This is a genomic window from Cytobacillus kochii, from assembly GCF_044790165.1.
Lineage (GTDB): Bacteria > Bacillota > Bacilli > Bacillales > Cytobacillaceae > Cytobacillus > Cytobacillus kochii.
Genome location: NZ_CP085254.1, coordinates 197911 through 216002, shown reverse-complemented (window position 1 = coordinate 216002; position 18092 = coordinate 197911). Strand labels below are relative to the sequence as shown.

Below are 18092 nucleotides of genomic sequence, written 5' to 3'. Positions count from 1 at the left end.
TCTGTAGTACAATATTACATATGTAATCGTAATTGTCAAACTTTTTTTATAAAAAAGGAGGTGGGCGAGATCTTTATAAGCTTCTTTCTCAACGGGTTGATCATTTCCACTTTTTCAATCCTTACCATCCTACTTATACGTAATTGGATGAAAAACCAAATGAAAGCACAATCACTTAACCACTTGTGGATATTGCTTTTCCTAACACTGCTCATTCCTTTATGCCCTATGCCATTACCTTCTTTGTTTTCCGCACAACCGCAAATTCCGGAATTACAAAAGGAAGGGACAACTTTAGCAATTGAAGAAAACCAAGGTGTAATGACAAACGAATTTATTAAAGATTTCTCTGTTTCGGTCCAAAGGATTGATTTCTCTTTCTTAAATGTACCGCTCATGATTCTATGGCTACTCGGCGTGTTTGTGTTACTATCTTTACTTTTGATTAGCTTTTTCGCACTTAAAAGGTTAAAGGCTCAAACACTACCAGTTGAAGACCCAAATATTGAAGCTCTTTTTCTATCATGCAAAAAAAGACTAGGGATTAAAAGGACTATCGATGTCCGCTATTCAACCGAGACTCACTCACCACTCATTTTTGGCCTTTTTCATAGTGTCGTTGTCATCCCCAAAAAAGAGCAAAGCTGGTTAACCATGACGGACTATGAAAATATCTTCCTACATGAGTTAAGTCATTATAAAAATAAAGATTTACTTACAAACTATGTGATGATTTTCTTCCAGGTCATATACTGGTTCAACCCGCTCATCTGGATTGCCTCAAAAAGAATGAAAGCCGATAGAGAAATGGCTTGTGATGAGGCAGTTTTACAGTTACTCTATCATGACAAAGCTGTCGTTGGTTATGGGCATACAATGATTAATTTCGCATCTACAATACAAAGGAAGCTGCCACTAATCGCAGAATTCACGAGTGGCAAACGACAAATGAAAGAACGAATCGAGCGTATTGCTGCTTTTCGTACAAAAAAAGCATACTCAATTAAAAAAACAGTATGCTTCTATGCTTTAACTCTTTTTATCTTAATTGCTCAGCTACCTTTCGTATCTGCACTCGAAATCGGAGCAGAAGAGACATATGACTTTCAAAACGAGAGCATCATCGAGCGAAATCTCTCACCCTTCTTTCAAGGATTTGAAGGAAGTTTCGTCCTTTATGATGAAGCGAAAAATCAATACGTCCTTCATAACCGCGAGAAAAGTATGAAGCGGATCTCACCTGATTCTACTTATAAAATCTATAGTGCTTTATTTGCATTAGATGCAGGGTACATTACGGAGGAAGCTTCCACCCTTTCATGGGATGGCAGAAACCAACCTTTTGCGGCTTGGAATCAAGATCACAACTTAACTTCTGCTCTACAAAACTCAGTAAATTGGTATTTCCAACGCTTGGATACAATGACTGGTGAGGAAGCGTTACAAACAAAACTTCAACGTATACATTATGGCAATACCGATACTTCGGGAGGCGCAAAGGACTTTTGGAATGAATCGTCCTTGAAGATTTCACCAGTTGAACAAGTCGAGCTCTTGCAATCTTTTTATCATCATCAATTAGGGTTTAAAAAGGAGCATACAGCCAAGGTGCAAGATGCACTATTAATTGAAAGCCACACAGGTTACCGCTTATATGGAAAAACAGGCACAGGAACCATTAATGGTCTAAACAAAAACGGTTGGTTTATAGGTTACGTTGAAACAAAGCAAACTACCTACTTCTTTGCCACAAATATTCAAGACGAAGGAGAACCAGATGGGCAAAAGGCAATACAGATCACGAAAGATATCTTGAAAGAATTAGGGATTTACGAAAGCAAGGAGGCACAATAAATGGGGGAAACATTACCGAATATCTCAGAATCCGAATGGGCCATCATGAATGTCCTTTGGGATCACTCACCGCGAACAGCTAACGATATCATCCAATCATTACAAAAGCACACTGATTGGAAACCAAAGACCATCAGGACACTGCTTGACCGTCTCGTCCAAAAGTCCGTCGTAGCTGTCGACAAGAGCCAGAAAGTGTACACCTTTTCCCCACTCTACTCCCAAGAAGAGTGCCAAAAGGCAGAAACACAATCATTCATCCAACGCATCTACGGCGGCACACTCAAATCCATGCTCGTCCACTTTATCCAAGATGAAAAACTATCAAACAAAGACATCAAGGAACTGCGTTCGATATTGAATGAGAAGCCTGAAGGGAAGGAATAGGGAAGGATGAAGACACTAGAAACCCGTCCTACAATTTGGGTTTCTGGTGTCTTTTATTTTCAAATACGCCATGATAATAATAGTGTCTGAATGATTATTAGCCGCATTAAACAGTTAAGATGATGGAAATAATTTAAAAGGAGACTTACTGTTTTGGAAGCAAAGTCTATTAAGTTCTATGAATTTGGTAATCCCGAAGACGTACTAAAAATTGAATATAAAAGTGTCCACACTCCTAAGGATAATGAAGTGCTTGTACGTATGATAGCAAGACCAATGAACCCTTCTGATTTAATTCCCATTAAAGGTGCATATTCTCACCGTATTCCGTTACCTAATATTCCTGGTTATGAGGGCGTAGGTATTGTAGAGGAGATTGGTCCATTAGTATCTCAAGACCTTATTGGTAAGCGTGTCTTACCTTTACGAGGTGAAGGTACTTGGCAAGAGTTTGTGAAAACAACAGCAGACTTTACCGTGCCGATACCGGATTCTATTGATGACTTTACAGCTGCTCAGATGTATATAAACCCAATAACAGCCTGGGTGATATGTGTGGAAGAATTAAAATTAAGGCCAAATGATGTCTTATTGGTAAACGCATGTGGTTCTTCTATTGGGCATATTTTTGCTCAATTATCTAAAGTAATAGGCTTCCGGTTAATAGCTGTAACAAGAAATGAGAAATACACAAAAGATTTACTAAGACTCGGTGCTTCTTATGTTATTAACACCTCTGTCAATCCATTGCATGAAACAGTGATGGAATTAACCAATGGACTCGGAGCCAAAGCAGCCATTGATTCAATAGGAGGTCCCTCAGGCACTAATTTAGCATTTAACGTTCACCCGACTGGAACCTTTTTAACTATAGGACTATTATCAGGAATTCAAGTAGACTGGGCACAAATCATAAATAAGGCAAAAGTAAACGCCAAAATATTTCATTTACGACATTGGAATAATAGAGTTTCGATAAGTACTTGGCAAGAAACATTTAATCAACTGATAACCTTAATCACTAATAAAAAGTTAAAACTCCAGAATGCAGATGCTCAATTCGACTTGATCAAAGTAAAAGAAGCAGTCAATTTTGTAGAGTCTTATCGATATCGGAAAGGAAAGGTTTTTCTAACCAACTGATAAGTATTGAACCTAAAAAAGAGTCGGATGAACAACAACGTTCATTCGACTCTTTTCATTATGACAATGCACTTGAAGGACTACTTGTATTTTTATTATTTCTCATATGTTGAATAAGTCCCAATATAATCAATACGACAAAGCCACTAATAGATACCAATAAATTGTTTGGATAAGCCATCGCAATGCCAGAAGCGAATAGTATGATTCTTTCTATCATATTCATCTTCGCGACAAAGAAATTCATTAAGGATGCACTGATGGCAACCATTCCCAAAATAGCTGTTATCAATACTGGTAATAAACTCCCCCACGTCCAATCCCCCTGTAACAATAATACCGGATTAGACACGAAAACGTATGGAATAATGAATGCCGCTATCGATAGCTTGAAGGCGACCACACCCGCTTTCATCGGATTGGCTTTTGCTATTCCCGCACCCGCGTATGCAGCTAAACATACAGGTGGCGTAATATCAGCAACGATACCAAAATAGAAAACAAAGAAATGAGCTGCAATCAATGGTACATCAAATGACATAAGAGCTGGTGCTGCTAATGCTGCTGTAACCACATAGTTAGCGGTTGTTGGTAAACCCATACCTAGCAATAAGCAAGCAATCATCGTGAAAAATAATGTAAGGAAGAAGCTCCCTCCAGAAAGTTCAATTATACCTCCCGTAATCTTTCCTCCGAGCCCTGTCATCGTAACAATCCCCGCAATGATACCTGCAGTAGCACATGCCGCAATAACTGGCAGAGCCACGCGTGCACCTTGTTCTAAAACATCCAAAATCGCTTTAGGACTCATTCTTGTATCTTTCCTAAATAAGCTGACAATAAAAGCTGTCGCAATTCCCCATAGAGCAGCAGTGTTCGCAGTATAACCTAAATATAGTAAACCAATGATTACGAATAAAGGAGCTAGGAGATCTAATCTTTTAGCAATCCCTTTAAATGGTGGCAATTGGTCTTTAGGCAACCCATGAATACCTTGTTTTTTTGCTTCAAAGTGAGCCCCTAAAAATACGCCTAAAAAATATAAAATAGCAGGAATTAATGCAATAATGATAATTTCTTTATAAGCTGTTCCCGTATTACTCGCCATAATAAAAGCTGCTGCTCCCATAACTGGCGGCATAATTTGCCCACCCGTCGACGCTGATGCCTCAGTCGCAGCGGCAAATTCCGGCTTAAACCCTGCCCGCTTCATCATCGGAATGGTAAAAGACCCCGAACTCACTGTATTTGCAACAGAAGAACCCGTCACCATTCCTTGTAATCCACTTGCTGCTACAGCTGCCTTGGCTGTTCCTCCTGTCATCCTACCAGTTGCACTAAAAGCTAAGTCATTAAAGAATTTCCCAATGCCCGTTTTAGTCAACATCACACCAAAAAATAAGAACAGAAAAATAAACGTAGAGGAAATTCTTAGCGGTGTGCCAAATATAGCCTCTGTATTAAAAAACATACTTGTCATCAATCGATCAAAGGTAAAACCCGAATGTTGAAATGCTTGGATAGGAAACACATACCCCAATAGGCCATACAGTAAGGCGACAATGGCAATAATAACAATCGGTAAACCTACCGCTCGGCGAGTTGCTTCTAATACTAATACAACACCTAAAGTGGCAACAATAATATCAAGCGTAGAATATCCTAAAATTTTGACTTGATTACTAATTAAACGTTCATATTCAAACACGATATAAAAATTAACAGTTAAACTTAATAAAGCCAGTACTCCATCATACCAAGGGACTCCTTTCTTTTTGACCATTGAACTTTTGAAAGGGTATAAGATAAAAATAATGGAGAGCCCACCTGCTAAATGAACCGCCCCTTGAATTAAAGTGACATAAGGGCCCTTTAGCGCTGTATACAGTTGGAATAAAGTTAAGGAGATTGCCAGAATCGTAACAATCCACGCCCACTTATGTAAGTTCGTTCGAAAGTTTGATTCTTTATCATATTTTTTTAATATGTCTTCAGAATCATTAACTGTTACTTGAGACATAATCATTCACCGCCTTCGAAAGAATAAAAAGGCTGGACAGCATGATGTCCAGTCCCCTTTACACATGTTCTTTTAATCCATATAGCCTTTTTCTTTAAAGTATTTCTCTGCACCTGGATGAATGGGTAAACCTTCTGAACCATTCATGATATTTTCAGGGTCCAAAAACGTCCCTTGCGGATGCGTAATGTCACTTACATTTTCATATAGTCCCTTAACAATTTCATAACCAAGTTCTTCTGAGATCTGGTCAGTAGACCCTACTAAAATCGCATAAGCAGTAATAGCTGTGACTGGCTCTTCAAGAAAGTCGTAAGAATCAGCAGGAATCTCAATTTCTCCATATCCAGACGTCTCTAGAATCGTTTCTAGTGGTTTTCCTTCCACTGGTAAGAGAACAACATCACGCTGAAATGATAATTCATCTATGCTACTAGCAGGTAAACCAAGTAAGCCAAATGATGCATCTAATTGACCATCTTGAATTTTAGCCGCTGCATCCCCAAATCCTTCTTCATATGCTTCATAGTCACCATCTTGTAAACCATAAGCCTCTAAAATGATTTTAGCTGCAGCTTGTGTTCCACTTCCCGCTGGTCCGATAGCTACTTTTTTCCCTTTTAACTCCTCAATGGAAGTAATTCCTGTATCTTCAGTCGTGATAATTTGCATAACCTCAGGATAAATATGTCCCATAAATCCAAAGTTATCTACTTTTGCTCCTTCAAATTCACCTGTACCCTCAGCCGCTTCTAATGCTGGGATGTGAACCGTCATACCTAGCTGCATTGTACCTTGAAAAATGCCGCCAATATTTTCAACAGATGCACCTGAAGCAACAGCACTGACATTAAATCCATCTGCTTCCACGTGGTTATTCATCACCTGTGCCATTTCTTGGCCAAGTGGATAATATGTCCCACCTGTACTACCTGTTCCCATTTGCAAATCTGTTAATGCTTCTGTTTCTTCACCTGAAGCACTATCATTAGAATCGCCTGAATTCCCACAGGCACCTAAGAAAATGACTAAAGCAGAAAGCAAAGCGATCCATAACCATTTCATATTTTTTTTCACAAAAGAAGCCCCCTTCTCTTTCTAGTTATTTAGTCTCTCTATCGACTCCCCTATTATTTAAGCAAATATCACACAATTTGTCAAAGTATTTAGAAATATTACAATAATAATTAATGTATGTTAATTTATACTTGTTTATTACCTAAAATTCACAAATGATGAGAAATGATGAATGACTCTTTAAAGGTGATGAACTAGAAGATAAGTTAAAGAAGGACCCTATGACACATTAGAAATTTTCTATAGCTGAACTTAATAGTAACTTCATATAGTAGACTTCTGCCTGATGAACATTCGCAGCCTCATCATTTTTGATATAAAAAGTTCATCTTATTAAAATGTAATTCACTTTATTATTCGTCAATGCTTAACTTTGATCACCTAATTTGGCAAGGTAATCAATTAAGAAGTGTAAAACAATTAGCGGAATAATTGATCCTAAAATAATATAGAGACATGAAAATAAAAAACCTATAATAGAAGTTCTTACAACTCCTACCCACACTCCTTGATAGGTATGTGCTAATCCAAATATAAAAGATGCAGTAATAATGACTCCCCATATTGATAAATTAGGAAATAAATAGGATAGTGCAAAAATCAAGAAACCTCTATAAAGAACTTCCTCCGTTATCGCCGCACTCAATGAGACAAAATTCCACACTTTTTTCTCTTTATCATTTACTGGCAATATCGGAGTAAACTCATAATTCTCCATTTCCCCCGCTTTTTTTATGGATAGTTCACGCCTAATCTTAGAACTTAAATAATAACCAAATATATAGTACAAAACTAAACAAAGATAAAATACTCCTAAGATTAAAATGAGGTAACTGAAAACAGTACCTAAAACAGAAGTATTAAGTTTCAGTGATGTGAAGCCTATTTGCCCTAAAGACAGTTCTGTCAGTAAAACCAAGCCAAGCATGAAAATGATGGGTAGCCATGATCCATATATTATTTTGTAGTAGTACTTTAATCTTACATTCTCTTTTATCCGTACATCCTTTTTGAGTTTCTGAAAGTCTAAGTATCCCATAATCGGATCATAAAGCAATAAGGTAATTAAAATAAGCCAAAATCCAATTTCCATAATTTATCCTCCTTGATAGATTGTGAATTAATTTTAACAACTCACGTTACGTGAGATACAAGGGGGAAATTAATATGAGGTAAATGAATTGTACTTAGATTGGATGATTTAAAAACGAATTCATCTTCGTTTTATGAAGAGCTTGTTTCTCAAACATATTCTTGCAAGATTGAACAATATAATTATTTATCCTTGATCCTAGAACACTTTAAATTCATATTTAGGCATAAAAAACTCCTTGCTCCTTAAGAACAAAGAGGGTTAACATTTATATAAGAAGTATATTACCATTTTGCGAAGTGTTATATGGCTACAAAAATGTATGAAAAAGGATTTTTTATTCCAATAAGTCTTTCCGCTTAAAGAGTTGTACGGTTGCGATGAGTACGACGATAATAATAGCAATAGTTATAATAAAAGCTAGTAAGAAACTAGAATCTAGTTTTCCTGACAGCAAGACCTGTCCTGTGTGCTCAGTCATCGTAGCCGGACTCCATTTCATATACTTTCCTAGAAGGGATGTAACTGTTGAAATGGCAAAGATCACAAATATTGTAACAAAAGCAACACTACCATTTCCTTTCATTATCGTACTAAAAAAGAGCGTCAATGTAACAACAAAAACTAACCATATGCTGTAGATCACTACACTTTGAAAAATGCGCTCAAAAGCGACTGTTTCAATGAGTAAGCTCGTATAATACCAAGAAGCTACATATCCGATAAACAATGAAACGAGTGTAATTGTAAGTAACCCAGCCCATTTAGATAATATATATGAGGAATAAGAAACTGGTTTAATCATGACCATAGCTGCTACTCCACTTTGTCTTTCTTCGGAAACAACACCCATTGCACTCAAAACAAGTATAAGTACACCAAACATCCCATAATTAGATAGAACATTCATTAATACCTCAGCCCCAGTTGGAGTAGGCATTTCAAGGATTGTACCTTCTGGAAGACCGCCAAAAGTGTCCAAAATTTCCGGCATATAATACGAACTAACCGGCTGCATAACACCTAGCAAAATAAACACAATTGGAATCCATAAAATTTTATAATTCCGCACCATTTCCGTTATTTCTTTTTGATAAAGAACAGTCCATTGCGTCATGCCTTCACCACCTTGACAAATAAATCTTCTAATGTTGTTTGAGAAATCTCGAACTTACGAATCGGAAGTTTTCTATCCACAATATCTTTTAATAATGTCTGCTTTCCATTTACCATATCTTTTAATACGATGCTGGTTTTATTACCTTGAATGTTTACTTCAGATACAAAGCTATAACTCGCTATGCTCTTTAACCAATCAACAGCTGGTGATTCGAATTCGATTTGTAAAATAGGTTGCCGATACTCCTCCATGACACTTCCCAGGCTACCTGATATCGCAATTTCTCCAGCATGCATGATAAGAATGTCATCACTTATTTCTTCTGCATCGTGAAGGACATGAGTTGAGAAAAGAATGGTTGTTTCCTCTTTAATCTCTCTCATCATGTCCAACACTTCCCGTCTCCCAAGTGGGTCGAGTGCAGAAACAGGCTCATCTAAAATAAGTAATTTCGGACGATGAATGAGTGCCTGCGCCAATCCGAGGCGCTGTTTCATTCCACCAGAATAACCTCCTATTTTTCTTTTTTTTGCATTCGTTAGACCCACTCTTTCAAGTAATTCCTCACTCCGTTTTTCTGCTTCCTTACGATTCATTTTTGACAATTGTCCTGCGAAAACAAGAAACTCCTTTCCGCTCATCCAATTATAGAAAGCAGGATATTGAGGTAAATACCCAATATACGGCCTTAAATCCTTTGGTTTTTCCCCTTTAAAATCAATACTACCTGAAGTCGGCGCCAACAATCCGGATAGCATTTTTAATGTCGTTGTCTTTCCTGCTCCATTTGGTCCAAGTATTGAAACGCACCTGCCTTCTTCAATATGAAAATTGATTCCTTTAACAGCATTCGTATTTCCAAAACTTTTTACTAAATCGTTTGCCTTTAATAATTCCATTAATCATTTCTCCTTCCAACAACCAAATAAAGCACTGGCCCTATTATGCCGATAATGAGAATAACAAGAACCCACAACCATTTTGGTCCGTTCGTTTTTTCTTCTTTAATACAAGAAACTAATGCGATAAACATAAGAATTAATTGTAAGACAATAATTGGCGCAAACGCTCCCCATGGGATTCCATTTAACAGTTCATTCATTTTTTCTCCTCCAAACTGTTTATTTATCCTTAATACGATTACGTTTGCCTATTCGTTCACTCACGAAAAAAAAATCTCAGGAATTTGATCCTGAGACCTTTCTTTTAAATATTTTTCTTGCAAAAATAAGATAGATAATAAGATACGTTGGAAATTGAATAAGACCTAAGAAGCCCCATAGCCAAGCATTGTGTCCTCTTTTTCGCGCATCCCAAAACATCCATGAGCTCTGGCAAATCAGAATGAACGCAATCACAAGCCATAACCAAAGCGATATGCTACCTAGTTCATTTGAGTTCATTCATTACTGACCTTCTTTCTAGTTATGTTAAGAGCGACGGGCAGTAAGATAATCCCCACAAGCTGAAAATAAAGAAAAAGAATTGGCTGGCGATAAACGACAGCAATCACAACTGAAAGCACTAATACTGCAACAGAGATAAACGTGAGGAGGTCTTTCCATTGTTTTTTTCGTATTCTTTTTTTCTCTAATTCAACATTCTGTTGAAACCATTGTAAGTTTGGAGTAGATACTGGATTCCATTGATCCAGTTTTTCTAAACCATCTGTTAATTGCTTAACCGTTAATTCCTCTTCATCATCCAACATAGAATTACTATTTTTAGAATCATAATCCTTCAAGATCAGCCAACTCCTTTCGTACATTTTTTAGACCATTTGAAACTCGAGATTTTACTGTTCCTTCTGCTAGACCCATCATTTTCCCAATTTCCCCATATGAATATCCGTAATAATGCTTTAATACGATTGGCATACGTATTCCTTCATCAATTTGGGCAAGTATATCAAGTACATCTGCCCAATCTTCATTCATATTTGCTGCATTCCATTTCATTTTTCGGAGCACTTGTTCCTGCTCTAGCCAGTTATTCTCCAGCTTCTTTCTCCGCTTTTGATCGATGAAAAGGTTCGTTGCGATTGTGATGAGCCATGAGGAAAACTTTGATTCACCATTATACAGTTGGATTTTTTCAATACACTTCATCATCGTCTCTTGTGTTAAATCTTCTGCGACTTGTGGATGAAGGGTAACTTTCATTAAATACTTTACGAGGAACGAATAATTCTGTTGTAGCAGCTTCGAAAGCGCCAATGTATCTCCTTTTTTCGCCTTTCGAATTAAATCCTTTTCATCCATGAGATCTACTCCATACAATAATAATCTATATGTAATACGATTAACTGGGAAGAATCGTTCATTTTCAAAATAAAGAATTACAAAAAAACGTTTAGCCAACTATTAGTAATTGTTATGACCATAGATTTTGCCAAAGGAATCAATTATTGACTGCATTAGCTTAGGCATAGTTTCCCCTTTTGATCAAACATAGTTTTTAAAGGTACACGTTGCGAAACTTTTTTGTTATATTACTTTTCATGGCCGAATCTCAAGCAAAGTTTTAAAAAAGGAATTCCTTGTAAAAAAGGATTCCGAGCATCGTTTTTCGATGACCAGAACCCTTTTAAACTTAGGCCTCAATTTTATCTTTGAAAAGATTTACACTATCAATCTTAGGTAATTTACGTAACACAGAACTACTTAACCAGTAAACGCTAAAAGTTATCATAGAAATACTACAGATCATAATAGCAAGTGCTGGTGTAAATGTTTCACCTAGAAACCCTCCTATAAGTGAACCTAAAGGCATTCCCAAAGCTGATGCACTAGTTATCAAGGTCACTACCCTACCAATGTACGCAGTTTCAACCTGTTTCTGTATAGCAGAAAATATTAGCAAATTCAGTATCCCTATTGATATCGCACCTGCACTAAATAAAATGGTCGATGGTATAAGTGGCAATGTTGCTGTACCCATCCACATGATTCCTGAGCCAATAAATGCCACTATAATTAATATCCCAAAATTAATTTGTTTTAATCTTGGAGTAATGATAGTTCCAATCATTATTCCAATAGACATGGAAGCTAAATAAAAACCATACGCAGCTTCAACACCATTACTTTTTAGAAGAGAGAATGCGGGTAAATTTGTTGTCATAATAACCATCGCTATGTTTATGAAGATAATAGAAAAAATCATTTTTGGAATCAATGAGCCTTTAATGTAATTAAAACCTGCTTTTAAGTCCAGAAAGTAAACCCTAGAAGCCGCTTTTATAGAGCTTGATTTTTCCTTGTTAACCGATGGTTGATCGAAATTGAAGAAGGCGTAAGAGATAGAAACTAATAATATACAGATTGCAGTGATCGAAATGGCCGGTATTGTTCCAACAAATGTTATGATAATCCCTGCCAGTGCTAAAAATGCAATGTCCATCGCTTCCCGAATCGTTTGTAAATAAGAATTGGCTTCAATAATATTGTCCTGTCCTACGATGATTGGTAATATGGTTGATTCAATAGGATACGTAAATTGAGTAAATAAGGCAATAATAAATAACATACTAATTACATACCAAACATTTATTCCTATTGTATAGTGTAAAACTGGGATCGTAACTAGTAAAATCGCTTTTATAAGGTTACTGTAAACTAAACCATTTTTGTACTTAGTATAATTCGCTAATGGAGCAATTAAAAATGCCAATGTGCCTGCAAAAGATATGGCAAAAAATGCGAATCCAGAATAAAGAACGCTTCCACTCAAATGTAAAACAAGCAACATGCCCGCAACAGAGTATATACCACTTCCTACTCCGTTTATTAAAACACCTATTATTAGAATAAGAAAATTTCTTTCTAACATAAATGGCTTTAATTTATTCTTCACTTTTTTCCCCCTCATTAATATGTTTTTTAATTAGATACTCAATAGAATATGATAATTGTTCTTCTTCATCCCTTTCTTTGAAAGACAAGTGTCCATATTTATAAAAAAGCTTTTCTATATCTTTGCTTAATTCGTTAACAAGCTTTTGAGAAAGATAAACAGTTGCCATTTTTTGCTCAACATGTTCTGGAGGTGTTTCCTGCTCTGGGTTTGTGAAAGTTACTGCCTTAGACTTATAATATTTTTCTACTATCCCCTTATCAGTATTGACACTGTCTACTTCTAGAATTTCATGTTTTACAAGTTGCTGGATGTGATAATAAATGGTTCCTGGGTTCTTCTTTAACAGATCGGCGGTTTGTTTCGGTGTCATAGGCTTTTCATATAGTAATGCAATGATCCTTGAACGTAATGGATTGGAAATGGCCTTTTGTTGCTTCCAATTAATTTTCATTATGGTCACCTCTAATTGTTTTTTAAAATATATGAATATTTGTATTTATAAATCAACTTAAAAATACAATACAATTGTTAAATATAAATGTCAATACATTCTTGGATACCATTTCCAATTATTTCTTTAAACTAAATTGGATAATCCATAGACACTAAGTATTCAAATCGATATTACGTGCGCTCAAGATGGACAGTAAAATACGTGTCAGTTCGACTAGCCAAAATCCTCCAAGGAAATTTCAGCAACTGAACGAAATCGAAATCGATATTATTTTTGAAGAAAAAATTCCGTGAGCAACAAATGATCGTGAGCAACTTCAAAAAAATTGTTTGAGATTTACAAGAAGGCGACATTATTTATGTTACAGACTTAACTTAACTCGGATTACTCGTAGTACGGAGGATTTATTTGAATTAATTGATGATATAAAGTAGAAAATGAAGCGGGATTAGAATGGTTACTTATCGAAGAAGATGAGAACTGGATTACGGAAGAAGAAAATCCAGCAATTTTTGAGCAAGTTGAGGAAATTGATTGGAGTTTGATTGAACATAATTATACGGATGGAATTGATTGGAAAAGTATTCCGTTTGAATCCGATGAAGAATTTACAGGAATTCAACCTTTCTTTTGGCCATTAATTGCAAGGCTTGTACTAAGTGGAGGCAAGTATGTAATTAAATATGGATCAAAGGTATTTAAAAAGGCTCCAAAATCAAAAGTAACAAATGCACTAGCAAACTATAAAACACTATCATATAAAACGGGTAGTCATACTTTTAAGTTGACTAAAACAGATATGAAACATATGCTTGAGAGACATCACCCAAAATATTGGGACGGTTCTGTTAAAAAAGATCAAACATTCTATAACCCTGATTTAAGTGTTAATGATGTGAAAAACATTGCGCATACAATTGCTAAAAACAAAAAATCTACCTTGTCTAAAAAAGAAACAAATTCAACATTCCAGGTTGAAGGTAAAGTAAATGGAGTTGAATATGTTATGGGAATTACTAAAGGACATATCAAACAACTATACCCTAAATAAGGAAGATGAGTAATGGGAAATTTAAAATTTGATGTTTTTATAATTTTTATACTTAAAAAGAAAGTTACTGACTTAGAGATATTGAAAAATAATACAGATGAGTATTGTTTGGTTTTAAATGAGAATCTTAAGTCAATAAAAGACATTATTAATAGTGATAGTATTGATGACGGTATTCTAAATTTAGATGGTGGAGTTATAATTGAGTATAATTATAAGCCACTAACTGATTTCTCCTTTTGGGATGATTTGCCAACATTATTGTCTTATATGCTCAATTTAGTTGAAGAGTTCAAGGAAAATGGTCAAGCATCCTTTTATTTTCCTAGTCAGCCTATGAAGGTCGAACTGAAGAAGGAAGGGACCAAAGCTAAGTTTAGTGTTCATGAAAAGTCTATAGTCGTTAATAGTGATGTTTTAATTGATGATATTCTTAGAAATACCCGAAAGTTCTTTGAACTATTAACTAACGAATTGCAGCTAAGTAAATATCAATTTGAGTTAGATCAAATTGAATCTATAAGAAAATAAAACTTAATTAAAAAGAGTCTATTAAGACTCTTTTTTCGTATAAAATGTTAAGGTCTTTTCGGATTATATCATACGCTTTTTCATTTCAATTTAAAAAAATATAATAATATGCTGTGGGTGCGCATTAATTAATCCCTGGACAATAATTATTACCCACACCCCGCGATAACACTCTAACATGGATATGTACACTATGTGACCGATGAAGTGAAGGAGAAAACAGCCGAGATGTTCCAAAAGTACATGAAATTTTAGCTTGGGGTATTCGTATTCAACTCCAAATTTGGACATAAAAAAGCCCTCCCTGCTCATAAGAGCATAGAGGGCAAAACCTTGGTATATAAGGTTTATTAACGTTTTGAGTACTGAGGTGCACGACGAGCGCCTTTAAGACCGTATTTTTTACGTTCTTTCATGTCATAGCTATACTTAATTATTTCATTATATATAAAACCATTATATATAGAAAAAACTCGGGATATTTATATACTGAGCTATCCATAATTGTATTTAAAAAATGGTCAAAAGTAGGTCAATTTATATGGCACTACACACCTGCTTAAGTATTCAGTAGCAATACACTAGACTTATTATAATTAGGTAAAAAAATAAAAGTTTTTCGAGAGATGTTTATTTACACCCTCGGAAAAACTTTTATTAAATGATTTATTTTACATTTCCTTATATGTGAATATAGTATTTGGTTGGCACACCACATCATAAATCGAGAAAATCACAGATAAGTGAAAAAGAAAATATTCTTATTTCTTACCACTGCTATTTGTTTTTACTAACTTACCATTGACCACACGGTATAATTTACCCTGATCAATTTTTTTCATCAATTCTTTTTGAATCTTAGTATAATTTGGTTTAAGAAAACTTGCATCTGCTAAAGCGACATAAGTATCTCTACCAATCTTATTATTTTTCAAATCCATATCTTTTGAAACACCTTTAGCCCCTACCTCATGAGCATCTGCCCATGTTTTTGCTTTTGTAGCATTCATGTCTCTTGTCATTGCTGCATTCCAAAATGCATGTTTAAAAGCATTGCCATTATGATTATCAGCATTCCCATTTTTATATAATTTTCCTGCAAGTCCTGTCGCAGCAGCTGAACAATTGTAAACAATTGCAGCTTGAGTTGGATGCTTCTTTGCCAGCTTTCTTTCAGTATCATTCAATCTATTATAGGCATCGGGTAAAATGCTATATGGCTTAATTGAATTTTCTTTTGTTTTAGCAATATCTATTAAAATCGGGATAATTAATTGATCTAATTCTTTCTCTTGTTTTTCAAAATCTTCTATAGATGTAGTTTCAGTTAGAATCTCATAAGCCGCTGCAAAATCTTCTTCAGTTAAAACTTCTAAAACTTCCTCTGATAATTCAGGAGTCACATCCAATTGATTCTCTATATTTGATTTTTGCATCTCTGGTTTTTCTGATGCATATGCACTCGATACTCCAAAAGCTAATAGAAATATAAAAGCTAAAAATACCTTTTTCATTCCAAATTCTCCTATTCTATATTATAGTAATTAGATGAAAACCAATTTCAGGGAAAAGGTGATATAAATGACAAAAAAAAAGACAACCATAGTGATAAGTATTATTCTTCTTCTTCTAATTCTGGCTTTAAGTACCCCCTATCTTTTAAATAAACTCTCTCAAGGTGAATTTTCATCTTTACCAGATGGAGTAAATATAAGAATTCAGAACACATCTACAGAAGTAGTCCCAAAATCAGAAATATATTTAATTAATGGTGATGAAGAAAAGGTCCATTTAACAGAGTTTCCAGAATTAAAACCCAAGGATACTATTAGTTTCAATACCAAGTATCGCCCCAAAGATGATTATAATTTAGCGATGTCCTATGAAATAAATGGTAAAAAATACGAAAAGATACTTATGTATGCAGGTGCCAACTCTACAAAGCTCGGTATTAACGCTAAAGTAAAAAGTATCAACGATAAGAACGAGATTGAAACAACTTCCAAAATTTTTGATGGTTTACATCTTTATGAAGAATAATACAACTCTATATTACTACAATTATCCAAATAAAAACATATATTGGATAAAAATAAAAATATTTACTAGTTTATAGGTCAATAGATACCTATATAGAAAGTTATGTAGATGTAAAATAAAAGCGCCCTCTTATTGAGGAGCGCTTTGAATTGAAAGAATATCAATAAATTTTACCTTTATCGTTTCATAACCACTTTCAATATGTATTAATTGAGTCTGGCCATCAAGATTAACGATTTTCCCTTGGATAGGCTCTCTTTGCCACAACAATATTAAGACTTGAGTTTTCTCCCTATGCGCTTCAACTACTGCATTTCCCAGCTCTTCTAATTCAAATTCATCCCTTGAAGGTCTTTGTGGTTTTGATTTCTTCGGCATTTTCACTCCCATGATTAAGCTCCTCTCCTTACTTTCCTGACTGGACCAATCGATAAGACATTACTTACCTTAAAAGTGCGCTGCTCTCGCTTGGTATAACAATATGCTCGAAAGTAATCTTCGTAAACGGACAAAATTTTAATTCTTCTCTGGCTGATATCTCCCTTGTTATCCAGATAAATCATTTCTAATTCCTCTTTATTGTTAACTCCTCTAATAAGTAAACCTTTCATCGATTAGCCCTCCCTTACCATTATTTTATACGAACCTTTGTTCTATTTCAATTGAATTAAGAACAAAAGTTCGCATATAATATTAAAAAAGGAGATGTGGTTTATGATTCGTGACCGCGGAAAAATGAAATGGCAAGGGTTCTTTATGAGCGAACATACTGAATTACTTAAGAAAATACCAGCCGAATACGAAAAAGTAAAAAAGCCAGAATTAGATGAGCAAGAACTTGAGGAAATACAGATAATAACGATGGAATCATTAAACTACACCCTTACAATCAAGATGACCATCTGGGTTGATGGGTTCACAAAAGCTTATGAGGGCATAGTAGATAAAATTGATCATATTAATATGTACATCCATTTGGAAACAAACGAATTAAAAACCTTAAAATTTCACATTGATGAAGTGATATCAGTCGAAGGGGTTTAACAACATGACTAGGATTAATGAAGCTAATCGTAATGTTCTTGAGCAAGCTATATACTTACCGATGATTATTATCATCCTTGAAAGAGATTTAAAGATCATTGAGAAGTCCCCGTTTAAGATTAAACAGCCTTATATTACCTTGACGGAAAATACAATAAAGAACGTTCAGCGTGATTTGAAAGAAGTTAAAGATAAGCTGAGAAAAGAAAATATGAGAGTAAACCAGATTGGACACGATGAGTCGTTTACTATGTATGAGTTCCACTATAAAGGATACGATGAGCAGCATAGTTATTTTAATCCAAGGATTAGGAATAAATGTGAGGAATTATTTAATTTTTATTTAAATAGTCCATCTTGATTTATGTAGAAAACTTCTTCATTACAGTAAAAATAAATTTTTCCAACAATGCAGGACTT

Annotated in this window: 21 protein-coding genes and 2 pseudogenes; 9 read left to right on the top strand and 14 right to left on the bottom strand. The window is 35.0% G+C overall.

All coding sequences use genetic code 11. The annotated features are described in order from the left end of the window. The first annotated feature begins 60 nt into the window (after nucleotides 1-60). The 3 genes from LG276_RS01250 (at nucleotide 61) to LG276_RS01240 (ending at nucleotide 3384) form a co-directional block, all read left to right on the top strand. Entirely contained in the window at nucleotides 61-1854 is a 1794-nt protein-coding gene (locus LG276_RS01250) for a BlaR1 family beta-lactam sensor/signal transducer (RefSeq protein ID WP_251163214.1), read from the top strand. Continuing rightward, nucleotides 1855-2241 carry a penicillinase repressor BlaI gene (gene blaI / locus LG276_RS01245; RefSeq protein WP_251163213.1) on the top strand — a complete coding sequence of 129 codons (387 nt, stop codon included), beginning with the start codon at nucleotides 1855-1857 and terminating at the stop codon, nucleotides 2239-2241. 153 nt (nucleotides 2242-2394) lie between these two features. Next, nucleotides 2395-3384 (top strand): zinc-dependent alcohol dehydrogenase family protein, encoded by a 990-nt coding sequence (locus LG276_RS01240; RefSeq protein WP_251163212.1) that lies wholly within the window; start codon nucleotides 2395-2397, stop codon nucleotides 3382-3384. A 58-nt stretch (nucleotides 3385-3442) separates the two neighbouring features. On the opposite strand, the gene LG276_RS01235 is transcribed toward LG276_RS01240, so the two are convergent. The 10 genes from LG276_RS01235 to LG276_RS01190 all read right to left on the bottom strand — a co-directional run bounded on the left by LG276_RS01235 (nucleotide 3443) and on the right by LG276_RS01190 (nucleotide 13003). Continuing rightward, on the bottom strand, nucleotides 3443-5404 hold the full coding sequence (locus tag LG276_RS01235) for a TRAP transporter permease (protein WP_224938736.1): 1962 nt from the start codon (nucleotides 5402-5404) through the stop codon (nucleotides 3443-3445). A 72-nt stretch (nucleotides 5405-5476) separates the two neighbouring features. Further along, nucleotides 5477-6469, bottom strand: coding sequence for a TAXI family TRAP transporter solute-binding subunit (locus tag LG276_RS01230; protein WP_285840948.1), 993 nt, complete (start codon nucleotides 6467-6469; stop codon nucleotides 5477-5479). Nucleotides 6470-6848: 379 nt separating this feature from the next. Beyond that, nucleotides 6849-7574 carry a CPBP family intramembrane glutamic endopeptidase gene (locus LG276_RS01225; protein ID WP_251163210.1) on the bottom strand — a complete coding sequence of 242 codons (726 nt, stop codon included), beginning with the start codon at nucleotides 7572-7574 and terminating at the stop codon, nucleotides 6849-6851. Nucleotides 7575-7911: 337 nt separating this feature from the next. Beyond that, the gene (locus LG276_RS01220) at nucleotides 7912-8691 is read right to left on the bottom strand and encodes an ABC transporter permease (protein ID WP_251163209.1); all 780 of its coding nucleotides are present in this window, start codon (nucleotides 8689-8691) and stop codon (nucleotides 7912-7914) included. Then, on the bottom strand, nucleotides 8688-9593 hold the full coding sequence (locus tag LG276_RS01215) for an ATP-binding cassette domain-containing protein (RefSeq protein WP_404293220.1): 906 nt from the start codon (nucleotides 9591-9593) through the stop codon (nucleotides 8688-8690). Before LG276_RS01215 ends, LG276_RS01220 begins: the two co-directional genes overlap by 4 nt. After that, on the bottom strand, nucleotides 9593-9796 hold the full coding sequence (locus LG276_RS01210) for a PLDc N-terminal domain-containing protein (protein WP_224938731.1): 204 nt from the start codon (nucleotides 9794-9796) through the stop codon (nucleotides 9593-9595). The genes LG276_RS01215 and LG276_RS01210 overlap by 1 nt, the downstream gene beginning before the upstream one ends. Before the next feature lie 297 nt (nucleotides 9797-10093). Further along, entirely contained in the window at nucleotides 10094-10438 is a 345-nt protein-coding gene (locus tag LG276_RS01205; RefSeq protein WP_251163207.1) for a YxlC family protein, read from the bottom strand. Then, nucleotides 10425-10955 carry an RNA polymerase sigma factor SigY gene (gene sigY, locus LG276_RS01200; RefSeq protein ID WP_224938728.1) on the bottom strand — a complete coding sequence of 177 codons (531 nt, stop codon included), beginning with the start codon at nucleotides 10953-10955 and terminating at the stop codon, nucleotides 10425-10427. Before sigY ends, LG276_RS01205 begins: the two co-directional genes overlap by 14 nt. Before the next feature lie 331 nt (nucleotides 10956-11286). Continuing rightward, nucleotides 11287-12549: an MFS transporter gene (locus LG276_RS01195; protein ID WP_251163206.1), complete on the bottom strand. Its 1263-nt coding sequence runs from the start codon at nucleotides 12547-12549 to the stop codon at nucleotides 11287-11289. Beyond that, entirely contained in the window at nucleotides 12539-13003 is a 465-nt protein-coding gene (locus tag LG276_RS01190; protein WP_224938726.1) for a transcriptional regulator, read from the bottom strand. The genes LG276_RS01195 and LG276_RS01190 overlap by 11 nt, the downstream gene beginning before the upstream one ends. 188 nt (nucleotides 13004-13191) lie before the next feature. Between LG276_RS01190 and LG276_RS01185 the strand changes: the two are divergent. From LG276_RS01185 to LG276_RS01175, 3 genes and pseudogenes are all read left to right on the top strand, one after another. Beyond that, nucleotides 13192-13435: pseudogene (locus LG276_RS01185) on the top strand (recombinase family protein); the annotation flags it as partial. 112 nt (nucleotides 13436-13547) lie between these two features. After that, on the top strand, nucleotides 13548-14057 hold the full coding sequence (locus tag LG276_RS01180; RefSeq protein ID WP_251163205.1) for a hypothetical protein: 510 nt from the start codon (nucleotides 13548-13550) through the stop codon (nucleotides 14055-14057). A 12-nt stretch (nucleotides 14058-14069) separates the two neighbouring features. Then, nucleotides 14070-14588 (top strand): hypothetical protein, encoded by a 519-nt coding sequence (locus tag LG276_RS01175; RefSeq protein WP_251163204.1) that lies wholly within the window; start codon nucleotides 14070-14072, stop codon nucleotides 14586-14588. A gap of 350 nt (nucleotides 14589-14938) precedes the next feature. Here the strand turns inward: LG276_RS01175 and rpsI are convergent. Together rpsI and LG276_RS01165 are read right to left on the bottom strand one after the other, a co-directional pair. Beyond that, a pseudogene (gene rpsI / locus LG276_RS01170) lies at nucleotides 14939-15004 on the bottom strand (30S ribosomal protein S9); the annotation flags it as partial. A gap of 345 nt (nucleotides 15005-15349) precedes the next feature. After that, nucleotides 15350-16102 (bottom strand): DUF6973 domain-containing protein, encoded by a 753-nt coding sequence (locus tag LG276_RS01165; RefSeq protein WP_251163203.1) that lies wholly within the window; start codon nucleotides 16100-16102, stop codon nucleotides 15350-15352. A gap of 67 nt (nucleotides 16103-16169) precedes the next feature. Here LG276_RS01165 and LG276_RS01160 point away from each other — a divergent pair, with 67 nt between their 5' ends. After that, on the top strand, nucleotides 16170-16628 hold the full coding sequence (locus LG276_RS01160) for a hypothetical protein (protein ID WP_404293217.1): 459 nt from the start codon (nucleotides 16170-16172) through the stop codon (nucleotides 16626-16628). 129 nt (nucleotides 16629-16757) lie between these two features. Here the strand turns inward: LG276_RS01160 and LG276_RS01155 are convergent, their stop codons facing one another. Beyond that, a complete protein-coding gene (locus LG276_RS01155; RefSeq protein ID WP_404293215.1) occupies nucleotides 16758-17018 on the bottom strand; it encodes a YolD-like family protein in 261 nt (86 codons plus the stop codon). Between the two features lie 2 nt (nucleotides 17019-17020). Next, nucleotides 17021-17239, bottom strand: a complete 219-nt coding sequence (locus LG276_RS01150) for a hypothetical protein (RefSeq protein ID WP_404293213.1) — start codon at nucleotides 17237-17239, stop codon at nucleotides 17021-17023. A gap of 103 nt (nucleotides 17240-17342) precedes the next feature. Here LG276_RS01150 and LG276_RS01145 point away from each other — a divergent pair, with 103 nt between their 5' ends. Next, nucleotides 17343-17672 (top strand): YolD-like family protein, encoded by a 330-nt coding sequence (locus LG276_RS01145; protein WP_404293211.1) that lies wholly within the window; start codon nucleotides 17343-17345, stop codon nucleotides 17670-17672. A 4-nt stretch (nucleotides 17673-17676) separates the two neighbouring features. Continuing rightward, entirely contained in the window at nucleotides 17677-18033 is a 357-nt protein-coding gene (locus LG276_RS01140) for a hypothetical protein (RefSeq protein WP_404293209.1), read from the top strand. Nucleotides 18034-18092 lie beyond the last annotated feature (59 nt).

Coding starts and splice junctions, on each gene's coding strand:
- blaI (WP_251163213.1), top strand. CDS start 1,855: ATGGGGGAAACATTACCGAATATCTCAGAATCCGAATGGGCCATCATG.
- LG276_RS01235 (WP_224938736.1), bottom strand. CDS start 5,404: ATGTCTCAAGTAACAGTTAATGATTCTGAAGACATATTAAAAAAATAT.
- LG276_RS01230 (WP_285840948.1), bottom strand. CDS start 6,469: ATGAAATGGTTATGGATCGCTTTGCTTTCTGCTTTAGTCATTTTCTTA.
- LG276_RS01225 (WP_251163210.1), bottom strand. CDS start 7,574: ATGGAAATTGGATTTTGGCTTATTTTAATTACCTTATTGCTTTATGAT.
- LG276_RS01220 (WP_251163209.1), bottom strand. CDS start 8,691: ATGACGCAATGGACTGTTCTTTATCAAAAAGAAATAACGGAAATGGTG.
- LG276_RS01215 (WP_404293220.1), bottom strand. CDS start 9,593: ATGGAATTATTAAAGGCAAACGATTTAGTAAAAAGTTTTGGAAATACG.
- LG276_RS01210 (WP_224938731.1), bottom strand. CDS start 9,796: ATGAATGAACTGTTAAATGGAATCCCATGGGGAGCGTTTGCGCCAATT.
- sigY (WP_224938728.1), bottom strand. CDS start 10,955: ATGGATGAAAAGGATTTAATTCGAAAGGCGAAAAAAGGAGATACATTG.
- LG276_RS01190 (WP_224938726.1), bottom strand. CDS start 13,003: ATGAAAATTAATTGGAAGCAACAAAAGGCCATTTCCAATCCATTACGT.
- LG276_RS01175 (WP_251163204.1), top strand. CDS start 14,070: ATGGGAAATTTAAAATTTGATGTTTTTATAATTTTTATACTTAAAAAG.
- LG276_RS01165 (WP_251163203.1), bottom strand. CDS start 16,102: ATGAAAAAGGTATTTTTAGCTTTTATATTTCTATTAGCTTTTGGAGTA.
- LG276_RS01160 (WP_404293217.1), top strand. CDS start 16,170: ATGACAAAAAAAAAGACAACCATAGTGATAAGTATTATTCTTCTTCTT.
- LG276_RS01155 (WP_404293215.1), bottom strand. CDS start 17,018: ATGGGAGTGAAAATGCCGAAGAAATCAAAACCACAAAGACCTTCAAGG.
- LG276_RS01150 (WP_404293213.1), bottom strand. CDS start 17,239: ATGAAAGGTTTACTTATTAGAGGAGTTAACAATAAAGAGGAATTAGAA.
- LG276_RS01145 (WP_404293211.1), top strand. CDS start 17,343: ATGATTCGTGACCGCGGAAAAATGAAATGGCAAGGGTTCTTTATGAGC.
- LG276_RS01140 (WP_404293209.1), top strand. CDS start 17,677: ATGACTAGGATTAATGAAGCTAATCGTAATGTTCTTGAGCAAGCTATA.